Origin of the sequence: Streptomyces toxytricini, assembly GCF_014649915.1 — a bacterium.
GTDB classification, from domain to species: domain Bacteria; phylum Actinomycetota; class Actinomycetes; order Streptomycetales; family Streptomycetaceae; genus Streptomyces; species Streptomyces toxytricini.
The window spans coordinates 23757-43883 of sequence record NZ_BMTY01000006.1 but is presented as its reverse complement, the minus strand read 5'-3'; the positions used below and the strand labels follow the sequence as shown (position 1 = coordinate 43883).

Annotated in this window: 17 protein-coding genes; 9 read left to right on the top strand and 8 right to left on the bottom strand. The window is 74.5% G+C overall.

Features of this window, described 5'->3' with window-relative positions; translation table 11 throughout:
- Window positions 1-22: 22 nt before the first annotated feature.
- Entirely contained in the window at window positions 23-802 is a 780-nt protein-coding gene (locus IE170_RS09165) for a hypothetical protein (RefSeq protein WP_189808821.1), read from the top strand.
- Between the two features lie 52 nt (window positions 803-854).
- Here IE170_RS09165 and pspAA read toward each other — a convergent pair whose 3' ends face one another.
- Together pspAA and IE170_RS09155 are read right to left on the bottom strand one after the other, a co-directional pair.
- Complete coding sequence (gene pspAA, locus IE170_RS09160) at window positions 855-1133, bottom strand: PspA-associated protein PspAA (RefSeq protein WP_189808820.1); 279 nt, start codon at window positions 1131-1133, stop codon at window positions 855-857.
- 14 nt (window positions 1134-1147) lie between these two features.
- Complete coding sequence (locus IE170_RS09155; RefSeq protein WP_189808819.1) at window positions 1148-1942, bottom strand: PspA/IM30 family protein; 795 nt, start codon at window positions 1940-1942, stop codon at window positions 1148-1150.
- A 268-nt stretch (window positions 1943-2210) separates the two neighbouring features.
- Here IE170_RS09155 and IE170_RS09150 point away from each other — a divergent pair, with 268 nt between their 5' ends.
- Both IE170_RS09150 and IE170_RS09145 read left to right on the top strand, forming a co-directional pair.
- A complete protein-coding gene (locus IE170_RS09150) occupies window positions 2211-2819 on the top strand; it encodes a DUF3043 domain-containing protein (RefSeq protein WP_189808818.1) in 609 nt (202 codons plus the stop codon).
- A gap of 65 nt (window positions 2820-2884) precedes the next feature.
- A complete protein-coding gene (locus IE170_RS09145; protein ID WP_373298969.1) occupies window positions 2885-3628 on the top strand; it encodes a class I SAM-dependent methyltransferase in 744 nt (247 codons plus the stop codon).
- An 87-nt stretch (window positions 3629-3715) separates the two neighbouring features.
- On the opposite strand, the gene IE170_RS09140 is transcribed toward IE170_RS09145, so the two are convergent.
- Window positions 3716-3928, bottom strand: coding sequence for a hypothetical protein (locus IE170_RS09140; protein WP_189808817.1), 213 nt, complete (start codon window positions 3926-3928; stop codon window positions 3716-3718).
- Window positions 3929-4032: 104 nt separating this feature from the next.
- Here IE170_RS09140 and IE170_RS09135 point away from each other — a divergent pair, with 104 nt between their 5' ends.
- The 4 genes from IE170_RS09135 (at window position 4033) to IE170_RS09120 (ending at window position 9758) form a co-directional block, all read left to right on the top strand.
- Entirely contained in the window at window positions 4033-5238 is a 1206-nt protein-coding gene (locus IE170_RS09135; protein ID WP_189808816.1) for a bifunctional adenosylcobinamide kinase/adenosylcobinamide-phosphate guanylyltransferase, read from the top strand.
- Between the two features lie 93 nt (window positions 5239-5331).
- Entirely contained in the window at window positions 5332-6414 is a 1083-nt protein-coding gene (gene cobT / locus IE170_RS09130) for a nicotinate-nucleotide--dimethylbenzimidazole phosphoribosyltransferase (protein WP_189808815.1), read from the top strand.
- 79 nt (window positions 6415-6493) lie between these two features.
- Window positions 6494-8455 carry a phosphatidylglycerol lysyltransferase domain-containing protein gene (locus tag IE170_RS09125; RefSeq protein WP_223856799.1) on the top strand — a complete coding sequence of 654 codons (1962 nt, stop codon included), beginning with the start codon at window positions 6494-6496 and terminating at the stop codon, window positions 8453-8455.
- Window positions 8456-8522: 67 nt separating this feature from the next.
- Entirely contained in the window at window positions 8523-9758 is a 1236-nt protein-coding gene (locus tag IE170_RS09120) for a sensor histidine kinase (protein ID WP_189808814.1), read from the top strand.
- A 36-nt stretch (window positions 9759-9794) separates the two neighbouring features.
- Here the strand turns inward: IE170_RS09120 and IE170_RS09115 are convergent, their stop codons facing one another.
- From IE170_RS09115 to IE170_RS09095, 5 genes are all read right to left on the bottom strand, one after another.
- A complete protein-coding gene (locus IE170_RS09115) occupies window positions 9795-10625 on the bottom strand; it encodes an endo alpha-1,4 polygalactosaminidase (RefSeq protein WP_229884660.1) in 831 nt (276 codons plus the stop codon).
- A complete protein-coding gene (locus IE170_RS09110; RefSeq protein WP_189809011.1) occupies window positions 10622-11269 on the bottom strand; it encodes a spherulation-specific family 4 protein in 648 nt (215 codons plus the stop codon). Before IE170_RS09110 ends, IE170_RS09115 begins: the two co-directional genes overlap by 4 nt.
- A 38-nt stretch (window positions 11270-11307) precedes the next feature.
- Window positions 11308-12876 carry a hypothetical protein gene (locus IE170_RS09105; protein WP_189808813.1) on the bottom strand — a complete coding sequence of 523 codons (1569 nt, stop codon included), beginning with the start codon at window positions 12874-12876 and terminating at the stop codon, window positions 11308-11310.
- Window positions 12873-14384: a GT4 family glycosyltransferase PelF gene (gene pelF / locus IE170_RS09100; protein WP_189808812.1), complete on the bottom strand. Its 1512-nt coding sequence runs from the start codon at window positions 14382-14384 to the stop codon at window positions 12873-12875. Before pelF ends, IE170_RS09105 begins: the two co-directional genes overlap by 4 nt.
- Before the next feature lie 103 nt (window positions 14385-14487).
- Window positions 14488-16521, bottom strand: coding sequence for a hypothetical protein (locus IE170_RS09095; RefSeq protein WP_189808811.1), 2034 nt, complete (start codon window positions 16519-16521; stop codon window positions 14488-14490).
- Window positions 16522-16870: 349 nt separating this feature from the next.
- Between IE170_RS09095 and IE170_RS09090 the strand changes: the two genes are divergently transcribed.
- Together IE170_RS09090 and lpdA are read left to right on the top strand one after the other, a co-directional pair.
- Window positions 16871-18406: a leucyl aminopeptidase gene (locus IE170_RS09090; protein WP_189808810.1), complete on the top strand. Its 1536-nt coding sequence runs from the start codon at window positions 16871-16873 to the stop codon at window positions 18404-18406.
- Window positions 18407-18717: 311 nt separating this feature from the next.
- Complete coding sequence (gene lpdA / locus IE170_RS09085) at window positions 18718-20106, top strand: dihydrolipoyl dehydrogenase (protein ID WP_189808809.1); 1389 nt, start codon at window positions 18718-18720, stop codon at window positions 20104-20106.
- The last annotated feature ends 21 nt before the right edge of the window (window positions 20107-20127 follow it).

Here is a 20127-nt window from a genome sequence, read left to right as displayed (position 1 = left end):
CCCTGACCGCGAAGCTGGTGTCATGGGTCCTTGGTGGTACCGGAACATCATCGAGCCGGGGAAGCTGCCCCTGCTCCTCGCGCTGCTGGCGTTCATCCTGTCGTTCCTGGTCACCCGGGTCATCACGCGCCTGATCCGCGCCGGGCGCGGGCCGTTCGGGAACATCACGCCGGGCGGGCTGCACGTCCACCACGTGGTGCCGGGGGTGATCCTGGTGGTCATCGGAGGGTTCGGGGCGATCGCCAGCAGCGCGCACGGCTTCGGGTCGCTGCTGTCGGCCGTCGTCTTCGGGCTGGGGGCGGGGCTGGTCCTGGACGAGTTCGCGCTGATCCTGCACCTGGACGACGTCTACTGGAGCGAGCAGGGCCGCAAGAGCGTGGAGATCGTGGTGCTGACGGCCGCCGTGGTGGGGCTTGTCCTGGCCGGCTTCCTGCCGTTCGGGGTGAACGACCTGACGACCCAGGAGCGGCAGAACCGCGGGCTCGTCGTGATGAACATGGCCGGGAACTTCTTCCTGGCGCTGGTCGCCCTGTGGAAGGGCAAGGCCCGTACCGCGCTCTTCGGCATGGTGATCCCGCTCGTGGCGCTGGTCGGCGCGGTCCGCCTGGCCCGCCCGGGCTCCCCCTACGCGCGGCGCTTCTACGGGAACCGGCCTCGGGCGCGGGCGCGGGCCGGGCTGCGGGCCTTCCACCACGACCGGCGGTGGGCGGCGCCGCGGCGCCGGTTCGAGGAGTTCATCGGCGGCGCCCCCGATCCGGGGAAGACGGCGGCGGCCGCTCCCGAGGAGCCGCCGCCGCACTGAGCGGGCCGCCGGCCGGGCCGCGCCCCGCCGGCCGTCGACCGGCCGCGGCCGGTCAGCCCGGGATCAGCCCGTCGTCGCCGAGCATTTCCCGGACCTCCTCCAGGGTGGCGTCCGGCGCGGGCAGGATCAGCTCGGACGGCTCCAGCGCGTCGTCGGGCAGCGGCTTGCCGAGCCGGCGGACGGCGTCGAGGAGCGCGCCGAGGGTGCGCCGGAAGCCGGCCTCGTCGCCGCCCTCCAGCTCCGCGAGCAGTTCGTCGTCCAGCTTGTTCAGCTCGGGGAAGTGGCCGTCCCCGATCTCGACCTGGCCTTCCCCCATGATGCGGACGATCACGACGGGCCCCTGTCCTACTGCTTGTCGAACCGGTGCTGGCTCTGCTGCTGCTGGGCGGTGCCGGGGGCGCCGCCCTCGATGGCCTGCTGCTGGGCGGAGGGGCCGCCCGCCAGCTCGGCCTTCATCCGCTGGAGCTCCAGCTCGACGTCGGTGCCGCCGGAGAGGCGGTCGAGCTCGGCCTGGATGTCGTCCTTGGCGCCGAGGCCGCTCTGGTCGTCGAGGGCGCCGGAGGCGAGCAGCTCGTCGATGGCGCCGGCGCGGGCCTGGAGCTGGGCCGTCTTGTCCTCGGCGCGCTGGATGGCGAGGCCGACGTCGCTCATCTCCTCCGAGATGCCGGAGAAGGACTCGGCGATCCGGGTCTGCGCCTGGGCGGCGGTGTAGGTGGCCTTGATGGTCTCCTTCTTGGTGCGGAAGGCGTCCACCTTGGCCTGGAGGCGCTGCGCTGCCAGCGTCAGCTTCTCCTCCTCGCCCTGGAGGGTCTCGTGCTGCACCTGGAGGTCGCCGACCTGCTGCTGGAGCGAGGCGCGGCGGGAGAGGGCCTCCCGGGCCAGGTCCTCGCGGCCCAGCGCGAGCGCCTTGCGGCCCTGGTCCTCCAGCTTCGAGGACTGGGTCTGCAGCTGGTTGAGCTGGAGCTCCAGGCGCTTGCGGGAGGTGGCCACGTCGGCGACGCCGCGGCGGACCTTCTGGAGCAGCTCCAGCTGCTTCTGGTAGGAGTAGTCGAGGGTTTCGCGCGGGTCCTCGGCCCGGTCAAGGGCCTTGTTCGCCTTCGCGCGGAAGATCATCCCCATACGCTTCATGACACCGCTCATGGGCTTCGCGCGCCCCCTTCTGACGGACTTCGCTCCAGACGACCAACAAGACCCACAGTACGGGCCCTGTCTCCATTACCGCACTGTTCGTGAGCGGATGCGCTCCTCCTCCAGGACGACTGTGCCCCGGCCCCGGTAAGGCGTGAGGATGAGACGCGCCCCCGGGGCGGGCCCCGGTCCGCCGCACGAACCCTGCACTGGTCCAGACGCCCGCCGTTGCCGGATCGTTCCCCGTGGGGGTGGGGCGGCAGTCGCCGACCACGTACGCTTGGGTTTTGTGTTTGGTAGCCGTTCCTCCAAGGAAGAGAAGGCCGCCGCCGCCGACAAGGTGAGCGCCGAGTCCTCGCAGCCCCGTGACCCGCAGGCCCCCAAGGGCCGCCCGACGCCGAAGCGCGCCGTCGCGCAGTCGCAGCGCAAGGCCGTGGCGGCCTCGACCGGCAACCGCAAGGAGGACATGCGGCGCGCCCGCGAGCGCCGCCGCGTGGAGCTGGCCAAGCAGCGCGAGGCCCTGGCCAACGGTGACGAGCGCTACCTGCCGGCGCGTGACAAGGGGCCCGTGCGCCGCTTCGTCCGCGACTTCGTCGACTCCCGCTTCTCCGTCGCCGAGATGTTCCTGCCGCTCGCGGTGATCATCCTCGTGCTGAGCATGGTGCGGGTCCCGTCGATCCAGAACGCCGCGCTGCTGCTGTGGCTGGCCGTGATCGCCCTGATCATCGTCGACTCGGTGGCCCTCGGATTCCGCCTGCGCAAGGCGCTGAACGAGCGCTTCGCGGACCAGCCGCGCCGCGGCGCCGTCGCCTACGGCCTGATGCGCACCCTCCAGATGCGCCGCCTCCGGCTGCCGAAGCCGCAGGTCAAGCGCGGGGAACGGCCCTGAGCGCACGGCCGTCCGGAGCGTCGGGGGACGGCTTCGCGGGGGGAGCCCGGCTGTGGCTGGAGGGCCTGGGAGGACTGCGCAACGCCGTCCGCCAGGAACTCGTGGGCCGGCAGGTCGACGAGCAGATCGTGCAGCGCTTCCCCGTGGGGCAGCGGCTGCGCGTTCTGGACGTCGGCATGGGCCAGGGCACCCAGGCGCTGCGTCTCGCCCGCGCCGGACACCGGGTGACGGGTCTGGAGAAGGACCCCGGCATGCTGGAGGTCGCCCGCGAGGCGCTCTCCGCCGAGCCCGCCGGGATCCAGGAGCGGGTTCGGCTGCTGGAGGGCGACGGCCGGGAGACCGGCGCGCACTTCACGCCGGGCAGCTTCGACGTCGTGCTGTGCCACGGCGTACTGATGTACGTGCCCGAGCCGGACGCCATGCTCGCCGGGCTGGCCCGGATGCTGGCCCCGGGCGGGCTGCTGTCCCTCCTCGTGCGCAACGGCGACGCGCTCGCGATGCGCCCCGGGCTGGACGGCGACTGGTCGGGCGCGCTCGCCGCGTTCGAGTCGGTCGACTACACCAACCGGCTCGGCCTGGAGGTCCGCGCGGACCGGCTGTCCGAGCTGACGGGCACGCTGTCCGGGATCGGCGCCCCGCTCCAGGCCTGGTACGGGGTGCGCGTCTTCACCGACGGCACCGAGGCGGGCGGAACGCTCCCGCCGGAGGAGGAGCTCGACCGGCTCCTGGCCGCCGAGGACCGCGCGGGCCGCACCGACCCGTACCGCGGAGTGGCGGCGCTGCTCCACCTGTGCGGCGTCCGGGGCTGACCCGGACCGCCCCCTCCCCCGCACGGCCGTGCCCCGGAACCCCAGGGTCCCGGGGCACGCGCGCGTCCGTGTCCCGGCAGGGCCGGGTCAGGCGTCGAGGGCCTCGCGCAGGCTCATCGCGTACACCTCGGCGCCGCCGTCGTCCGACAGCCTGACCCGCTCGGTGCCGCCCTCAAGCAGCTCCTTCCAGTACTCGCCGATCCACGATTCCGCGTCGCCCTGCGTGGTGAACTCCTCCGGCTCCACCGCCGGCGCCGCCGGGCTGCCGTCGGCCGTCTCGAACCGCCACGTCCACGCCATGTCCGCCTCCGTTGCTCGTCCGTTGCTCGTCCGCTGCTCGCCTTGAGTCTGCCCGCAGAGTAGCCGGGCGCGCACCACTCCCGGGGACGCGGGAGGATCTTCCTGTGGAACTCACTCTGCTCGGCACCGGAACCCCGGAGGGACTGCCCCGCCCCGGCTGTCCCTGCGCGGCCTGCGCGGTCTCCGTCGGCCCCCTGGCGCGGGCCGCGACCTCCCTGCTCGTCGACGGGGCGCTGCTGCTGGACCTGACCCCCGGGGCGGTCCTCGCGGGGGCCCGGGCCGGCCATTCGCTGGCCGGGGTCCGGCAGGTCCTGCTCACCCATCCGCACGACGGGCCGCCCGTGGAGCTGCCGCCGGGCCTGCCGACGGCAGGGCGGGTGCCGGACGGGCGCGAGCTCGCCGTGATCAGCGGGCACCGGGTGCGGGCGGTGCCGATGGACGCGCCTGGCACGGGGTACGAGGTGGTCGGCCCGGACGGGAGCCGGCTGCTGTACCTGCCGCCGGGCGGGGCGCCCGCGGGGACGAACGGCGCGATGGCCGAGCGCCCGTACGACATGGTGCTGGCGGACGTGCTGGGCCGGCCGGAGGCGCTGGCGCGGCTGCGGGCGAGCGGGGCGGCGGGGCCGACGACCGACGTCATCGCCGTGCACCTGGACCACGACGTGCCGCCGGGCCGGGAGCTGCAGCGGCGGTGCGCGGCGGCGGGGGCGCGGGCGGTGCCGGACGGGGCGACGGTGACGGTCGGCGAGTACCACGCGGTGCCGGACCTGCCTCGGCGGACGCTGGTGCTCGGCGGTGCGCGCTCGGGGAAGTCGGTGGAGGCGGAGCGGCGGCTGGAGGGCTTCCCGGAGGTCCTGTACGCGGCCACGTCGGGCTCCCGCGACGGGGACGCGGAGTGGGCGGCGCGGGTCGGCCTGCACCGGGAGCGGCGGCCGGCGTCCTGGCGGACGGTGGAGACCTGCGACCTGGTGCCGATGCTGGCGGAGGGCGGCCCGCCGCTGCTCGTGGACTGCCTGGCGCTGTGGCTGACGGACGCGATGGACCGGGCGGGTGCCTGGGACGACGCGGTGTGGGAGGCCGGCGGCCGGGAGCGGCTGCGGGAGCGGACCGCGGAGCTGGTCGCGGCGGTACGGGCGACCCGGCGCACGGTGGTGGCCGTCAGCAACGAGGTCGGTTCGGGCGTCGTCCCCGCGACGGCTTCGGGGCGCCGGTTCCGGGACGAACTCGGGCGCCTGAACGCGGCGGTGGCCGCCGAGTGCGAGCACGTCCTGCTGGTGGTGGCGGGGCAGGCGCTGGTCCTGAAGGACTGACCCGGCCGCATCTCGCGGCAGGCGGCCGGGACGCCCGCGGGGCCGCTCCCGCAGGGGCTTGGGCAGGGCCTCACCGGCTGTACGCTCTGGCAGATGACCACGCTGAATCTCGACGACTTCTCCGACCTGATCGAGCGCCCCGACAACGGAGTCCGGCGGGACGCCGAGGAGCGCCGCGAGCGGCTGTCCGTGCCGGCGGGGGCCCTCGGGCGGCTCGACGAGCTCGCCGAGTGGCTGGCCGCGGCGCAGGGCCGGGTCCCGGTCAGGCCGGTCGAGCGGCCCCGGGTCGTCCTGTTCGCCGCCGACCACGGCATCGCCGCCGCAGGGGTGTCCGCCCGGCCCGCGGGGGGCGCGCACGCCCTGGTGCGCGCGGTCCTGGACGGGTCGAGCCCCGCTTCCGTCCTCGCCGGCCGGTTCGGCGCGTCGGTGCGGGTGGTGGACGCGGGGCTGGACTGCGATCCGGGGCTGCTGCCCGAGGACGTCGTCCGCCACCGGGTGCGGCGCGGCAGCGGCCGTATCGACGTGGAGGACGCCCTGACCCGCGAGGAGGCCGAGGCCGCTGTGCGGCTCGGGGTGCGGATCGCCGACGAGGAGGCCGACTCCGGCACCGACCTGGTCGTCCTCGGCGACCTCAGCGTCGGCGGGACCACCGTCGCCGCGGTGCTCGTGGCCGCCCTGTGCGGGACCGACGCGTCGGTGGTCACCGGCCGCGGCGGCGTGCCGATCGACGACCTGGCCTGGATGCGCAAGTGCGCCGCGATCCGCGACGCCCTGCGCCGGGCCCGCCCCGTCCTGGGCGACCAGCTGGCCCTGCTCTCCGCGGTCGGCGGCGCGGACGTCGCCGCGATCACCGGGTTCCTGCTGCAGTGCGCGGTGCGCCGCACCCCGGTCGTCCTGGACGGCGTCGTCTCGGCGGCCTGCGGGCTGGTGGCGCAGCGGGCGGCGTTCCGCGCGCCGGACTGGTGGCTGGCGGGGCAGGCGAGCGGCGAGCCGGCGCAGGCCAAGGCCCTGGACCGGATGGCACTCAACCCCCTGCTGTCCCACGGCGTCACCGTAGGGGAAGGAACCGGGGCGCTGCTGGCCCTTCCGCTCGTCCAGGCGGCCGCCGCACTCGCGGCGGAGCTGCCGGAGCGTGCGGAGGAGCCGCAGCCGGAGGAGCCGGCGCGCGAGGACTGAGCCGGCGGGGCCGTGGCACGGGGCTGCGGCCCTGCGGTCCGGCATTCACGGTCGGCGGCGCCCCATATGATCGGCTTTCATGGGAGAGGCCCGCTTGACCAGCGCAGATATCGACCGGAACGCCGCACAGGCCGCACAGAAGGCACAAGCGACACAGAAGGCGAAACCGGCACAGACCGCCGGCGGGGGAACCGCCGGCGCCACCGCGAACACCGCATCCGGCACCCGCAAGGACGACGGGGCCGCGCGCAAGGACGACGGGGCCCCCGGCTCCGGCCGCGGCTCCGCCCGTTCCCGGCGCAGCGCCGCGTTCGCCGTCTGGTACCTGCGCGCCGTCACCTTCGTCAACTTCCTGAGCGCGGTGTGGGTCTCGCTCGGGCAGGACCTGCGCCGGCACAACACCGCCGACTTCTACACCCCGTACCTGCTGACCGCCGGATTCGCCTCCGGCCTGTTCTCCCTGCTCCTCGCGGTGACCATGGGCCGCCGCAAGCGGGCCGCCTGGATCCTGAACCTGGTGCTGGCCGGCCTGCTGCTGCTCGCCTTCGCGACCGCCGCCTTCGCCCCGTGCACCGGCGGCGGGTTCGAGGTCTGCTACCCGGAGTTCCGCGACCACGTCCAGAACTGGGTCTCCCTGGTCCTGACCGCGGCGTTCGTCGGCGCCCTGCTGCTGGGCCGGCGGGAGTTCTACGCCAAGGGCGACCGCTCGAACCCGAAGCTCGCGACCGCCGTCGCCGCCGTCGGGCTGCTCGTCACCTCGCTGCTGGCCGCGCTGATCGTCGGCGCTGCCAACACCGACCCGGACGCCTCCGAGGCCTCCTTCCTGGCCCGCTGGCGCTACGGCGCGATGCGGCTGATCACGCTCGACCCCGACGCCCGCGACTACGCCGCGATCACCACGCCCGCCTGGGTCGACGTCGTCATCAACGTGATGTCGATGGTGCTGCTGCTGGCCGTCCTGCTCGCCGCGTTCCGCTCGCGCCGCGCCGTCGACCCTCTGACCGAGGAGGACGAGGAGAGGCTCCGCGCGCTGCTGGCCCGGCAGGGCGACCGCGACTCCCTCGGCTACTTCGCCCTGCGCCGCGAGAAGTCCGTCATCTGGTCCCCGACCGGCAAGGCGGCCGTCACCTACCGCGTCGTCGGCGGGGTCTCGCTCGCCTCCGGCGACCCGATCGGCGACCCCGAGGCCTGGCCCGGCGCGATCGAGCCCTGGCTGGCCGAGGCCCGCGAGCACGGCTGGGTCCCGGCCGTGATGGGCGCGAGCGAGGAGGCCGGCCAGATCTACGCCCGGCACGGCCTGGACGCGCTGGAGCTGGGCGACGAGGCCATCGTCGAAACGGCCGAGTTCACGCTGGAGGGCCGCGCCATGCGGACCGTCCGGCAGGCGTTCAACCGCGTCAAGCGGGCCGGCTACAGCGTCCGCATCCGCCGCCACGCGGACATCCCCGCCGAGGAGATGGCCGAGTTGGTGCGCCGGGCCGACGACTGGCGCGACGGCGCCACCGAGCGCGGCTTCTCGATGGCGCTGGGGCGCCTCGGCGACCCCGCCGACGGCCAGTGCGTGATGCTGGAGTGCACCGACGGCAACGGCGACCTGCGAGCCCTGCTGTCGTTCGTGCCCTGGGGACCCAAGGGCCTCTCCCTCGACCTGATGCGCCGCGACCGGGACTCCGAGAACGGCCTGATGGAGTTCATGGTCATCGAACTGCTGGAGCGCTCGAAGGAGATCGGCGTCTCCCAGGTCTCGCTGAACTTCGCGATGTTCCGCTCGGTCTTCGAGCGGGGCTCGCGGCTCGGCGCCGGCCCGGTGCTGCGCCTGTGGCGCTCCCTGCTGAGCTTCTTCTCCCGCTGGTGGCAGATCGAGTCGCTGTACCGCGCCAACGCCAAGTACCGGCCGATCTGGGAGCCGCGGTTCATGCTCTTCGAGAAGAGCTCGGACCTGCTGCGGATCGGCATCGCGGCCGGCCGCGCCGAAGGCTTCCTGGAGGCGCCCGGGCTGCCGAAGTGGCTGAACCGCCGACACCTGGAGACCAACCGCTGACCGGCCCCGCGACGGCCCCGCCCCTGCCGGGCGGGGCCCCCGGCCGCCACCCCGTACCGTAGGCGGGATGACGACTGACCTCGGGCCGTTCGCCCCCACCCGGCACTGGATGCGCGTGCACCCGCTCGCCACCGACGCCGTCCTCGCGTTCGGGGCGCTCGTCTCCATGGTCGTCGGCTCCTTCGCCGATCCGCACGGCCCGCACGGCCCGACGTTCGGCACCCGCACCCCCGAGCCGCTCTCCCTGCTGCTGATGGTGCTGGCCGCGGCGGTGCTGGTGTTCCGGCGCCGGCACGTCCGCGCCGTCCTCGCCGCGACGGTCGTGCTGTCCCTGCTGGAGCTGACCACCGGCGAGCCGCGGGCGCCCGTCGCCATGGCCGCCGTCATCGCCCTGTACACGCTGGCCTCCCGCACCGACCGGCCCACCACCTGGCGGATCGCGCTGCTCACGATGGCGGGGATGACCGGCATCGCCATGCTCGCCGGGCCGCTGCCCTGGTACGCGCAGGAGAACATCGGCATCTTCGCCTGGACGGGCATGGCCGCGGCCGCCGGCGACGCCGTCCGCAGCCGGCGGGCGTTCGTCGACGCGATACGCGAGCGCGCCGAGCGGGCCGAGCGGACCCGCGAGGAGGAGGCGCGGCGCCGGGTCGCCGAGGAGCGGCTGCGGATCGCCCGCGACCTGCACGACGTGGTCGCCCACCACATCGCCCTCGTCAACGTGCAGGCCGGGGTGGCCGCGCACGTCATGGACCGGCGCCCCGACCAGGCCAAGGAGGCCCTCGCCCACGTCCGGGACGCGAGCCGGTCCGCGCTGAACGAGCTGCGGGCCACCGTCGGCCTGCTGCGCCAGTCCGGGGACCCGGAGGCGCCGACCGAGCCCGCCCCGGGGCTGGCGCGGCTCGACGAACTGGTCGACACGTTCCGCAACGCAGGGCTGCCGGTCAAGGTGATGGTGGAGCTCGGCCGGGATGCCGACCCGCTGTCGGCCGCCGTCGACCTCGCCGCGTACCGGGTCATCCAGGAGGCGCTGACGAACGTCCGCAAGCACGCGGGGCCGCGGGCGCGCGCCGAGGTCAGCGTGGTGCGGGTCGGGGACTCGGCCGAGGTGACCGTCCTCGACGACGGCGGCGGCGCCGCCGGCGCGGCCGCGGCAGTGGAGCCCGCCCCGGCGGACGGGCCGGGCGGCGGGCACGGCCTCCTCGGGATGCGGGAGCGGGCCGGCGCACTGGGCGGCTCCTGCTCCGCAGGGCCCCGCTTCGGCGGCGGCTACCGGGTCCACGTCGTCCTGCCGGTGAAGTGAGCGGCGGCGGGGGCCGGGGCGCAGCCGCCGCCCCGCTCAGCAGGGTTTGCGCCAGGCCCCCAGGTCGTACTTCTTCTGCATCGAGGCGAACCCGAGCTTCCGCGTCCGGTCGCAGAACCGGCTCGCGGGCAGCTCGTACTCGACGTGGAAGACGGCCTTGCCCGCGTCCGTGAACGGCGCCAGCAGCTCGCATTCGCCGTACTGGGCGCACTGCTCGTTGACCGCGAAGTCGAAGTCGCCGACGAGCTGCGGCACCTGGTCGAGGTCGTTCTTCAGCCCGACCGCGAGGCCCCGGTCGCGGGCGAGGCGTGCGATCAGCCGGTTGTAGCGCAGCTGGTCCTCCGCGGTCAGCGGGAAGCCGGTCGTGTTGGCGTAACCGTCCATGTTGTCCGGTTCGACCGCGTCGAAGCCCTTGTCGCGGCACATGTCCAGGCGTGCGGCCATCAGCGGTTCCAGCTCGGCGGTGCGCCGGATGTCCAGCCAGCGCTCCCCGTCCCAGCCGTTGCCCCGGCCGAGGAGCTCCGCGGGGAACTCCGCCGCGTCGGGCCGGAACTCCTCCCAGGCGCCCGTCGACAGGTAGCAGATGACGCGGCGCCCGGCCTTGTGCAGGGCGGCGACCTGCTCGCGGCTGGTGTCGAACCCGTCGACGTCGTAGACGGGCGCCTCCACCGAGGTGTCCAGCTTCCCGCTGAGCTGCCACTGCCAGGAGGTGACGGGCCCGGGCCGCCACCGCTCCCCCGGCACCGGGACGACGTCCCGGTCGGGGGCGGCGTCGTCGGGCTGCCCGGTGCAGGCCGCGGCCAGGAGCAGCAGCGGCACCAGGAGCGGCAGCAGGCGCCGTCCGGGGCGGGTCCGCGGGCGGTTCACCGGGCGGCCCCGAGGGCGTGGGGCAGGGTGCCCCAGGGGTGGGCGCCGGTCCCGGGGACGGCGCAGTGGACGGCGGCGCCTCGCTGCTCGGCGAGTTCCGCGGCGGGCGCGCCGGGCGGGACGGCGTAGACGAGGTGGCAGAACCGCTGGGCGGGGTGGTCGGCCGTCCAGGGCGGGACGGCCGCGTCGCGGTAGGCGTCCCAGGGCCCTTCGAAGGTGACGAGCAGGTCGGCGAGTTCGGCGTAGCCGGGGTGCGGGTGGACTCCGGGGTTGAGGACGAGGGTGCGGGCGCCCGCGGCGCGGGCGGCGACGGCGAGCCGCCCGTAGTGGGGCAGCAGCGCCGGGTCGGGCGAGGCCTGGTCGAGGAACGCCCCGTCGGCGCCGTACCAGTCGCGGTGGCGCAGCAGGTCCCGGACGACCTCGGCGTGCGGGCGCCGCCCGTAGTCGGTGTCGGTGTACCCGAGGACGGGCACGCCCGCCTCGCGCAGCCGCCGGGAGACGGCCTCGAACCGCTCGTCGGGGGCTTCGCCCGGCCCGCTGGCCGGGTTGAGGACCACCGAGTGCAGCCGGCCCGCGCAGCGGATCAGCAGCTCCCAGTCGTCGGGCCGGTCGGCGGGGTGCTCGTAGAGCGGCACCAGCAGCATGGCGTCCTTCTTCTCGTACGCGGCGTACGCGGTCACGGTCAGCGGTGGGCCGTCGCCCGGCCGAGGAGCAGGCAGACGAGGACGGCGAGGGCGGCCGCGGCGGTCCCGGCGACGGCGAGCTGAACCGTGCGGGGCTGCCCGAGCTCCAGCAGCAGGGCCAGGCTCTGCGCGGCGGCCGCGCCCGCGCAGACGGCGGCGGCGGACCGGACGGCCCCGAAGGACTGCAGCAGCAGCCCGGTCCACATCACGGCGCCGAGGAGCAGCAGCGTCCCCGCCCGGGCCCCGGCGAGCGGCGGCGCCCCGGGCCAGCACAGGGTGCCGGCGAGGCCGAGGGCCGCCAGGACGGCCAGGTAGGCGGCGAGGCAGCGGGCGAGCACCCCGAGCATCCGCAGCCGGAACCGCATCGGCGAGCGGGCCGCGCGCAGCCCGGCGAGGGTGCCGCTGCGGAAGCGGTGGAGGAGCCATTCGGCGGGTCCCATGCTGAGGGTGAGCGCGACCGCGGAGGGCGCGGCGACGGCTTCGGCGGGCCCCCCGGCGAGGACTTCGCCGAGGGCGGCGTACAGGACGAGCAGGCCGGTGCCGAGGCCGAAGACCCCGTAGGGCACCGAGTCGGCGAGGCGCGGCCCGGCCGGCCCGTAGGGCTCCTCCGGCCCGCGCAGCATGCGCCAGCGCACCGGACCCGAGACGCCGGCCGCGGCGGGGCGGCGGTGGCGGCCGGGCCGCCGGTGCCCTGCCGCTCCCCGGCCGATCCGGAGCCGGGCGGCCCGTACGCCGGCGGCGAGCGGCAGCTCCCGCGCGGCGAGGGCGCAGGCGGCGAGCAGGGACGCGGCGAGCAGGGCGGCCCGCAGCGCCTCGGGCAGGTCGACGGCGAGGGCGAGGACGGCTCCGGCGGCCATCGGGGAGAGCGCCGCGAGCAGCAGCCGCTCCCGGCCGAGGACGAGCAGCACGGTGGCGGCGCCGACGTAGACGGCCTGCCCGGCGGCGAAGGCGTGGCTGAACGGCGGCCCGCCCGGCACGGCGAACGCGGCGGCGGTGCCCAGCAGCGCGCCGGCGGGGGCGCCGAGGAGGAGGGTCCGGCCGGCGGCGGCCCGGTCGCCGAGGCCGAGCCAGGTGTAGGCGCGGTGGGAGAGGGTCTGGTCCCACACCCAGCCGATGAGGGCGCCGGCGATGAGGGTGAGGGTGCCGGCGGGCAGTCCGAGCCGGTCGGGCGGGCCCTCCAGGTAGGGTGCGCCGAGGACGTAGGCGAGGCCGGGCAGCGCGAAGACGATCCCGCGGAGCAGGCAGGGGCCGAGGGGGACCTTCCACGGGTCGGGGTGCCGGTCGGGCTCGGGGTGGGTGCGCGGCACCCGGGCGTAGAGCTCCTCGGCGAGCGCGAAGGAGTCGGGGCGGCCGTAGGCGAGCCGGATGTGCTCGTCGGTCATCCCGTCGGATTCCAGGACGGCGGCGATCTCGTCGGGGTGGACGGCGGCGCCCGCGATGTCGCCGAAGCGGTCGGCGAGTTCGTCCAGGGGGTCGCGGGCGGGCGCGCCGGGGTCGGCGGGGCGGGGCCGGGGGACGGCGGGCAGGGTGTCGCCGCCGGGGGCGCGCAGCCAGAGGGATCCGCTCACCACGGGCTCCCGTCGGCGGCGAGTTCGCGGTACCAGGGGTCGGCGAGCCGCTGGGTCCAGTCGTCGCCGTCGTGGACGGGCAGGAGGGGCCGGCCGGCGAGCTCGCGGTAGATGTGGCGGAAGCCGTCGACGGACTGGTGGAGGGTGAACTTCTCGATGACGCGCCGGCGGGCGAGCCGGCCGAGCTCGGCGCGGCGGGCGTCGTCCCGTAAGAGGGCGAGGGCGGCGCGGGCCATGGTCTCCGGTTCGCGGGGCGGGACGACGAGCCCGGTGTCGCCGACGGCCTCGCGGACCCCGCCGACGTCGGTGGAGACGGTCGTGCGGCCGCAGGACATGGCCTCGATGATGCTGAAGGGGAAGCCCTCGCTGATGCTGGAGAGCATGACGATGCTGCCGGCGGCGTACGCGTCGGCGACCCGCTCGATGCGGCCCTCCCAGGACACCCCGTCGGTGATGCCGAGTTCGGCGGCGAGCTTCTCCAGGCCGGCCTTGTGGTCCTCGCAGCCGGCGGGCACGGGGCCGAAGAGGCGCAGCCGCAGCCCGGGCAGTTCGCGGCGCATGAACGCGTAGGCCCGCAGGAGGGTTTCGAGGTCCTTGATGGGGTCGATGCGGCCGCACCAGCTGAGGGTGGGCACCTCCGGCTCCGGGCCGGCGTCGGGGAAGGCGTGCGGGTCGACGCCGTTGTAGACGGTGCGGATCTTGTCGGCGGGTGCGCCGCCGCGCTCCTCCCAGCGGCGGTTGTACCGGTTGCAGGGGGTGATCAGGTCGGCCTGGCGGTAGCCCTCGGTGTTGAGCTCCCGGTAGAAGCCGAGGACGAGGGCCTTGACGGGCCAGCGCTGGGCGGCGCTGCGGTGGCCGAGGTAGCGCTCGCGCAGGTAGATGCCGTGCTCGGTGAGGAGGAACGGGACCCCGTCCAGGTGTTTCGCGGCGAGGGCGGGGAGGGTGGCGAGGCCGCTGCTGACGGCGTGGGCGACGCAGTCGGGCGGGATCCGCACGCACAGCGGCCGCAGCGCGTGCTCCAGCAGGTCGGTGGCGGTGAGCGCGTCGTGGACGGTCGGTGCCGCGGCGGCGGTGGGCAGGCCGGGGCGGGTCCAGACGGCCGTGAGCAGGCGCAGGACGGACTCGGAGCGCAGGGCCGGCGCGAGCTGCCCGGCCCGGGCGAGGACGGCGAACTCGTGCAGCGCCTCGCGGAATCCGCCGGCGGCGGGGTCGAGCAGCGACAGCAGGAAGGTTTCACAGGTTTCGGCGAAGCGGCGCCGGGCCCTGCCGCCCCGGAGCCTGCGGCCGCGCCCGGGAGGCGGCCCCCACAGCGGGAAGGCGGTGTGCCGGTAGACGTTGCGCGGCAGCTCCCAGGCCACGGGCTCGCGGCCGGTGCCGGTCAGGGCCGTGACGTTGAAGTCGACTTCCGGCATGCCCCGGACCAGTTGGTCGCACCAGGTGCTCACGCCGCCGTGGACGTGCGGGTAGGTGCCTTCGGTGAGCATGGTGACATGGCGCCCATGGCTCATGCGGTGTGTCCCCCCAAGGACTGTGGCGTCGGTTCGCGCAGGAGCAGGACTGCGGCCGAGCGGGCTGCGCGGCCCGCTCGGCCGGGTGGATCGGGAGTGCGGCTCAGCCGGGCAGGCGGAGCACGACCGCGTTCTGCAGGGCCTCGGGCCCGGTCCAGGCGGAGCGGGTCCCGGCGTACGCGGTGCCGAACTCGGCGGTGGTCAGCAGGAGCTGCTTGCGGGTGCCGGCCGGCGCGGTGACCGGGGCGAGGACGCCGGAGGGCGCCTTGACGGTGACGGTCGTGCCGATGCGGTAGGCGGTGACGCGGCCCGCGGCGAGCGCCTTGTCCCAGGCGGCGCGCCGGCCGAGCTCGATGCCGGTGTCCTTCATGCTCTGGTTGACGAGGGGCGCGCTGGGCGCGAAGAGGGTCCGGTAGTCGTCGAGGACCCGGTCGAGGACGGGGTAGAGGGTGCGGTCCTCGGCGAGGTTGGACTGGTGGACGTAGTGCGGGCGCGGGTCGTTGGCCAGTACGTGGCGCAGGGCGGTGCGGGCCTCCTGCGGGACGATGTGGCCGAGGTAGCCGGTGGCGGTGTCCAGCGGGGCGGGCAGGCAGGTCGAGGTCGCCGGGTTGTCCTCGCAGAGGCCGCTGCCGCCGTGGGCGCGGCTGGTGTAGATCCAGTTGTACTCGTCGGCCATCTCCGCGTTGGTGCCCGTGTTGTAGTACACGTTCATCGGGTGGCGGGGGACGGTGAGGGCGGCGCCGACCGGGCGCTGGGCGGGCTCGCGGGAGTTGTCGCTGCCGACCCACTTGACGCCGTTGTCGGCGAGGGCCCCGGCCAGATTGGGGTTGTCCTGGGGCTGCTGCGGGAGGGTCTTGAGCCCGGAGTGCTCGCCGGTGACGAGTTCGGTGCGGTCGAGGGGGACGCCCTTGGCGGCCGCCCAGTTGACGTTGTCGCGGATCTGCGCCGAGATTTCCGCGCGGCTCATGTACTGGACGGCGCCCTGCGCGTCCTTCTTGCAGGTCCACGGGTCGGCGGAGGTGTCCTGGACGCAGCCGAGGAAGGGGTGCGTGTAGGTGTGGTTGAGCCAGCGGAAACGGGCCTTGTCGGCGAGCAGCTGCGCGGTGAGCGCGTCGGTGCCGCCGTTCTCGGCCTTCCACTCCTCTCCGGCGCCGGCGTTGAAGAGCATGTCGAGCCTGAAGCCCTGGGCCTGCTGCCACTGGACGGCGTACCGGGCGTCGTCGGCGGTCATCCGGATGGTGCTCTCCCGGCCCTCGCCGCCCGCGCAGGCGTAGTCGCCGGGCGTGCAGTTCAGCTCGGTGTTCCAGCGGGCGTCGGGCGCGAGGACGTCGTCGACGTGCACGGCGAAGTAGTTGCGGCTGCGGCCGAGGTGGACGCCCTGGGTGAGCCAGTCGACGATGCCGCGGGCCAGCAGCCGGAACTGCCGCTGGTGCTGGTTGTAGCCGAAGGTGACGACGAGCTCGGTGCGCCCGTCGTGCGCGTACTCGCCCACCAGCGAGGCCCGGCCGGCGCCGGCGGGCGCGTCCACGTAGCTGGTGTAGCCCGCCCGCGGACGGCCCATGAAGCCGAAGCTCTCCGGGACGAGCGGGGAGTTGTCCTCGAAGGCGACCTCGCCGCCGAGGTAGCCGAACGGGCCCGCCTTGCCGGCGGCGGTGACGGCGGCCCGCGTCCCGTCGAGCTGCCCGCTGTACCCGCCGTTGTCGGTGTACTCCAGGCCCACGCCGGGGTGGGCCCAGGTGTAGGCGTCCACCTGGCGGATGCCGAACGCCGTCTCGTACGCGGCGAGCGCCGCCATCTCGGCCGAGCCCTCCCCGAACGGGTTCTCGTTGGGCAGGACCACGCCCTGGTACTTCGCGCGCGGCCGGCCGTCGACCGTGTCGCTGAGGAAGGCGGCGTCGATGACCGGGCGGCCGCTCGCGCCCAGCCGGACGCGCGTGAAGGGGACCCCGGTGTCGCGGAGCTCCGCGGTGATCGCCTCGACCGAGCTGCCGCCGTCGTCGACGACGAGCACCTTCAGGTCGATGCGCGGTGTGGCCGCGGCCGCCGCCTCGGCGGACGCGGCGGGCAGTGCCACGGACATCAGCGCGGCGGCCGCCAGGGCTGCCGCGGTCCTGCTCGTCCGGTTCCTTGTGACCATGTCGGCCTTTCCCCCCGCAGGCACCGCCCGGCCGCGGACCCGGCGGTGGGCCGGGGCCGGGGAGGCTCTGTGGAAATCATGCAAAGGAACCCCGAGTCCCCTTGCGATCGAATGGCCAGAGTCTCGCGGCAGCCCGGGCGGACGGAGAGGCAAACCCGGGCCGAAGACCACGGACGGGTGAACCGGGGGGCGTCCGGATCGAACACCTTGGCAAACCTTCGAGTGGCGTGCGGACAGGCCCCTGCGCGTAGGCTCATTTCTGGCGGCCGCCGGGCCGGAATACGATCGCTGCCGGAAGGCCGTCCACCCACTCGGCCCACAACGAAAACGGAAGCGAGACCTCACCACCGTGACTGCTCTGACTCTCAGCACTGCCGGCGCGGCGACGCTGCGCGCCGACGCCCTCGTGGTCGGCGTGGCGAAGGGACCGAAGGGCCCCGTCGTCGCCGCGGGCGCCGAGGCCGTGGACAAGGCGTACGACGGGAGGCTCGCCGCCGTTCTCGACGCGCTGGGCGCCACCGGCGCCGAAGGCGAGACCACCAAGCTGCCGTCCCCCGACGGCCTCAAGGCCCCGGTCGTGCTGGCGGTCGGCCTCGGCCCGGCCCCCGACGAGGACGAGTCGTTCGACGAGGAGGCGCTGCGCCGCGCCGCCGGCTCCGCGGCCCGCGCGCTGCACGGCAGCAAGAAGGCCGCGTTCGCCCTCCCCCTGGAGGACGCCTCCGCCGTCACCGCCGTCGCCGAGGGCGCGCTGCTCGGCGCGTACGCCTTCACCTCCTACCAGGGCGGCGGGAAGAAGGGCGCGGCCGCGAAGAACGGCGGCCCGAAGCTCCCCCTCGCCGAGGTGACCCTGCTCGGCGGCAAGCCGCGCGACAAGGAGCACAAGGCCGCGGTCGAGCGCGCGATCGTCGTCGCCGCCGAGGTCAACACCGCCCGCGACCTGATCAACACCCCGCCGAACGACCTCACCCCGGCCGCGTTCGCGTCGATCGCGTCCGCCACGGCCAAGGAGCACGGCCTCAAGGTCCAGGTGCTCGACGAGAAGGCCCTCACCAAGGGCGGCTACGGCGGCATCATGGGCGTCGGCAAGGGCTCCGAGAACCCGCCGCGCCTGGTGAAGATCACCTACACCCACCCCGAGGCGGAGAAGCACCTCGCCTTCGTCGGCAAGGGCATCACCTACGACTCGGGCGGCATCTCCCTGAAGCCGGCCGGCCACAACGAGACGATGAAGTGCGACATGTCCGGCGCCGCGGCCGTGTTCGCCTCCGTCGTCGCCGTGGCCCGCCTGGGCCTGCCCGTCAACGTCACCGGCTGGCTCGCCCTCGCCGAGAACATGCCCTCCGGCTCCGCCACCCGCCCCGGCGACGTCCTGCGCATGTACAGCGGCAAGACGGTCGAGGTCCTCAACACCGACGCCGAGGGCCGCCTCGTCCTGGGCGACGCGCTGACCAAGGCCTCCGAGGAGAACCCGGACGCCATCGTCGACGTGGCGACCCTGACCGGTGCGATGGTCCTGGCGCTCGGCGACCGCACCTTCGGCATCATGGCCAACGACGACGCCTTCCGCACCGCGGTCCACGAGATCGCCGAGGAGGTCGGCGAGCAGTCCTGGCCGATGCCGCTCCCCGCGGACCTGCGCAAGACGATGGACTCCCCCACCGCGGACATCGCCAACATGGGCGTCCGCATGGGCGGCGGCCTGGTCGCCGGCCTCTTCCTGCAGGAGTTCGTCGGCGAGGGCATCACCTGGGCCCACCTCGACATCGCCGGCCCCGCCTTCCACGAGGGCGCCCCCTACGGCTACACCCCCAAGGGCGGCACCGGCTCGGCCGTGCGCACCCTGGTCCGGCTGGCCGAGCGGACCGCCACGGGCGACCTGGGCTGACACACCCCGGCCGCACCGCCCCCGCGGTGTGACGCACGACGCACCCCGGCCCCCGGACCGCAGGTCCGCGGGGCCGGGGCGTTCACCCACGACGAAATCCGCAGGTTTCTACGCTTCGGTAACCCTCCCTTCCGGCAGAACGACCTGCCACAGTCCGGGCCCGGCGTCCCGCGTTCCCCCGACAAATGCGAAGATGGGTTCTCGGCAGGACAGGGCCCCCACCACAGGGCCGAAGAAACAAGCGGCCGAATACCAGCCGCCGCCCGGTCACAGAGGACCGGTGCCCGGCGCACATGCATGGAGGACGTGACGTGGCGAACGACGCCAGCACCGTTTTCGACCTAGTGATCCTCGGCGGTGGCAGTGGCGGTTACGCCGCGGCTCTGCGCGCTTCCCAGCTGGGTCTGGACGTTGCCCTGATCGAGAAGAACAAGCTCGGCGGCACCTGCCTGCACAACGGCTGCATCCCGACGAAGGCCCTGCTCCACGCGGGTGAGATCGCCGACCAGGCGCGCGAGGCCGCGCAGTTCGGCGTCAAGGCCTCCTTCGAGGGCATCGACATCGCGGGCGTGCACAAGTACAAGGACGACGTCATCGCGGGCCTGTACAAGGGCCTCCAGGGCCTGGTCGCCTCCCGCAAGGTGACGTACATCGAGGGCGAGGGCCGCCTGTCCTCCCCGACGTCCGTCGACGTGAACGGGCAGCGCATCCAGGGCCGCCACGTCCTGCTGGCGACCGGTTCCGTCCCGCGCTCCCTGCCGGGCCTGGACATCGACGGCAACCGCATCATCTCCTCGGACCACGCGCTGGTCCTGGACCGCGTGCCGCAGTCCGCGATCATCCTCGGCGGCGGCGTCATCGGCGTCGAGTTCGCCTCGGCGTGGAAGTCCTTCGGCACCGACGTCACGGTCATCGAGGGCCTGAAGCACCTCGTCCCCGTCGAGGACGAGAACAGCTCCAAGCTGCTGGAGCGCGCCTTCCGCAAGCGCGGCATCAAGTTCAACCTGGGCACCTTCTTCGAGAAGGCCGAGTACACCGAGAACGGTGTGCGGGTCACCCTCGCCGACGGCAAGACCTTCGAGGCCGAGGTGCTGCTGGTCGCCATCGGCCGCGGCCCGGTCTCCCAGGGCCTGGGCTACGAGGAGCAGGGCGTCGCGATGGACCGGGGCTACGTCCTGGTCGACGAGTACATGCAGACGAACGTGCCGACGATCTCGGCCGTCGGCGACCTGGTCCCGACCCTGCAGCTCGCGCACGTCGGCTTCGCGGAGGGCATCCTGGTCGCGGAGCGCCTGGCGGGCCTGAAGACCGTCCCGATCGACTACGACGGCGTGCCGCGCGTGACGTACTGCCACCCCGAGGTCGCCTCCGTCGGCATCACCGAGGCCAAGGCCAAGGAGATCTACGGTGCGGACAAGGTCGTCGCCCTGAAGTACAACCTTGCGGGCAACGGCAAGAGCAAGATCCTGAAGACCGCGGGCGAGATCAAGCTCGTCCAGGTCAAGGACGGTGCCGTGGTCGGCGTCCACATGGTCGGTGACCGGATGGGCGAGCAGGTCGGCGAGGCGCAGCTGATCTACAACTGGGAGGCCCTGCCGGCCGAGGTCGCGCAGCTCATCCACGCGCACCCCACGCAGAACGAGGCGCTCGGCGAGGCCCACCTGGCCCTGGCCGGCAAGCCGCTGCACTCCCACGACTGATCGTCCCGGGCGCGACGACCA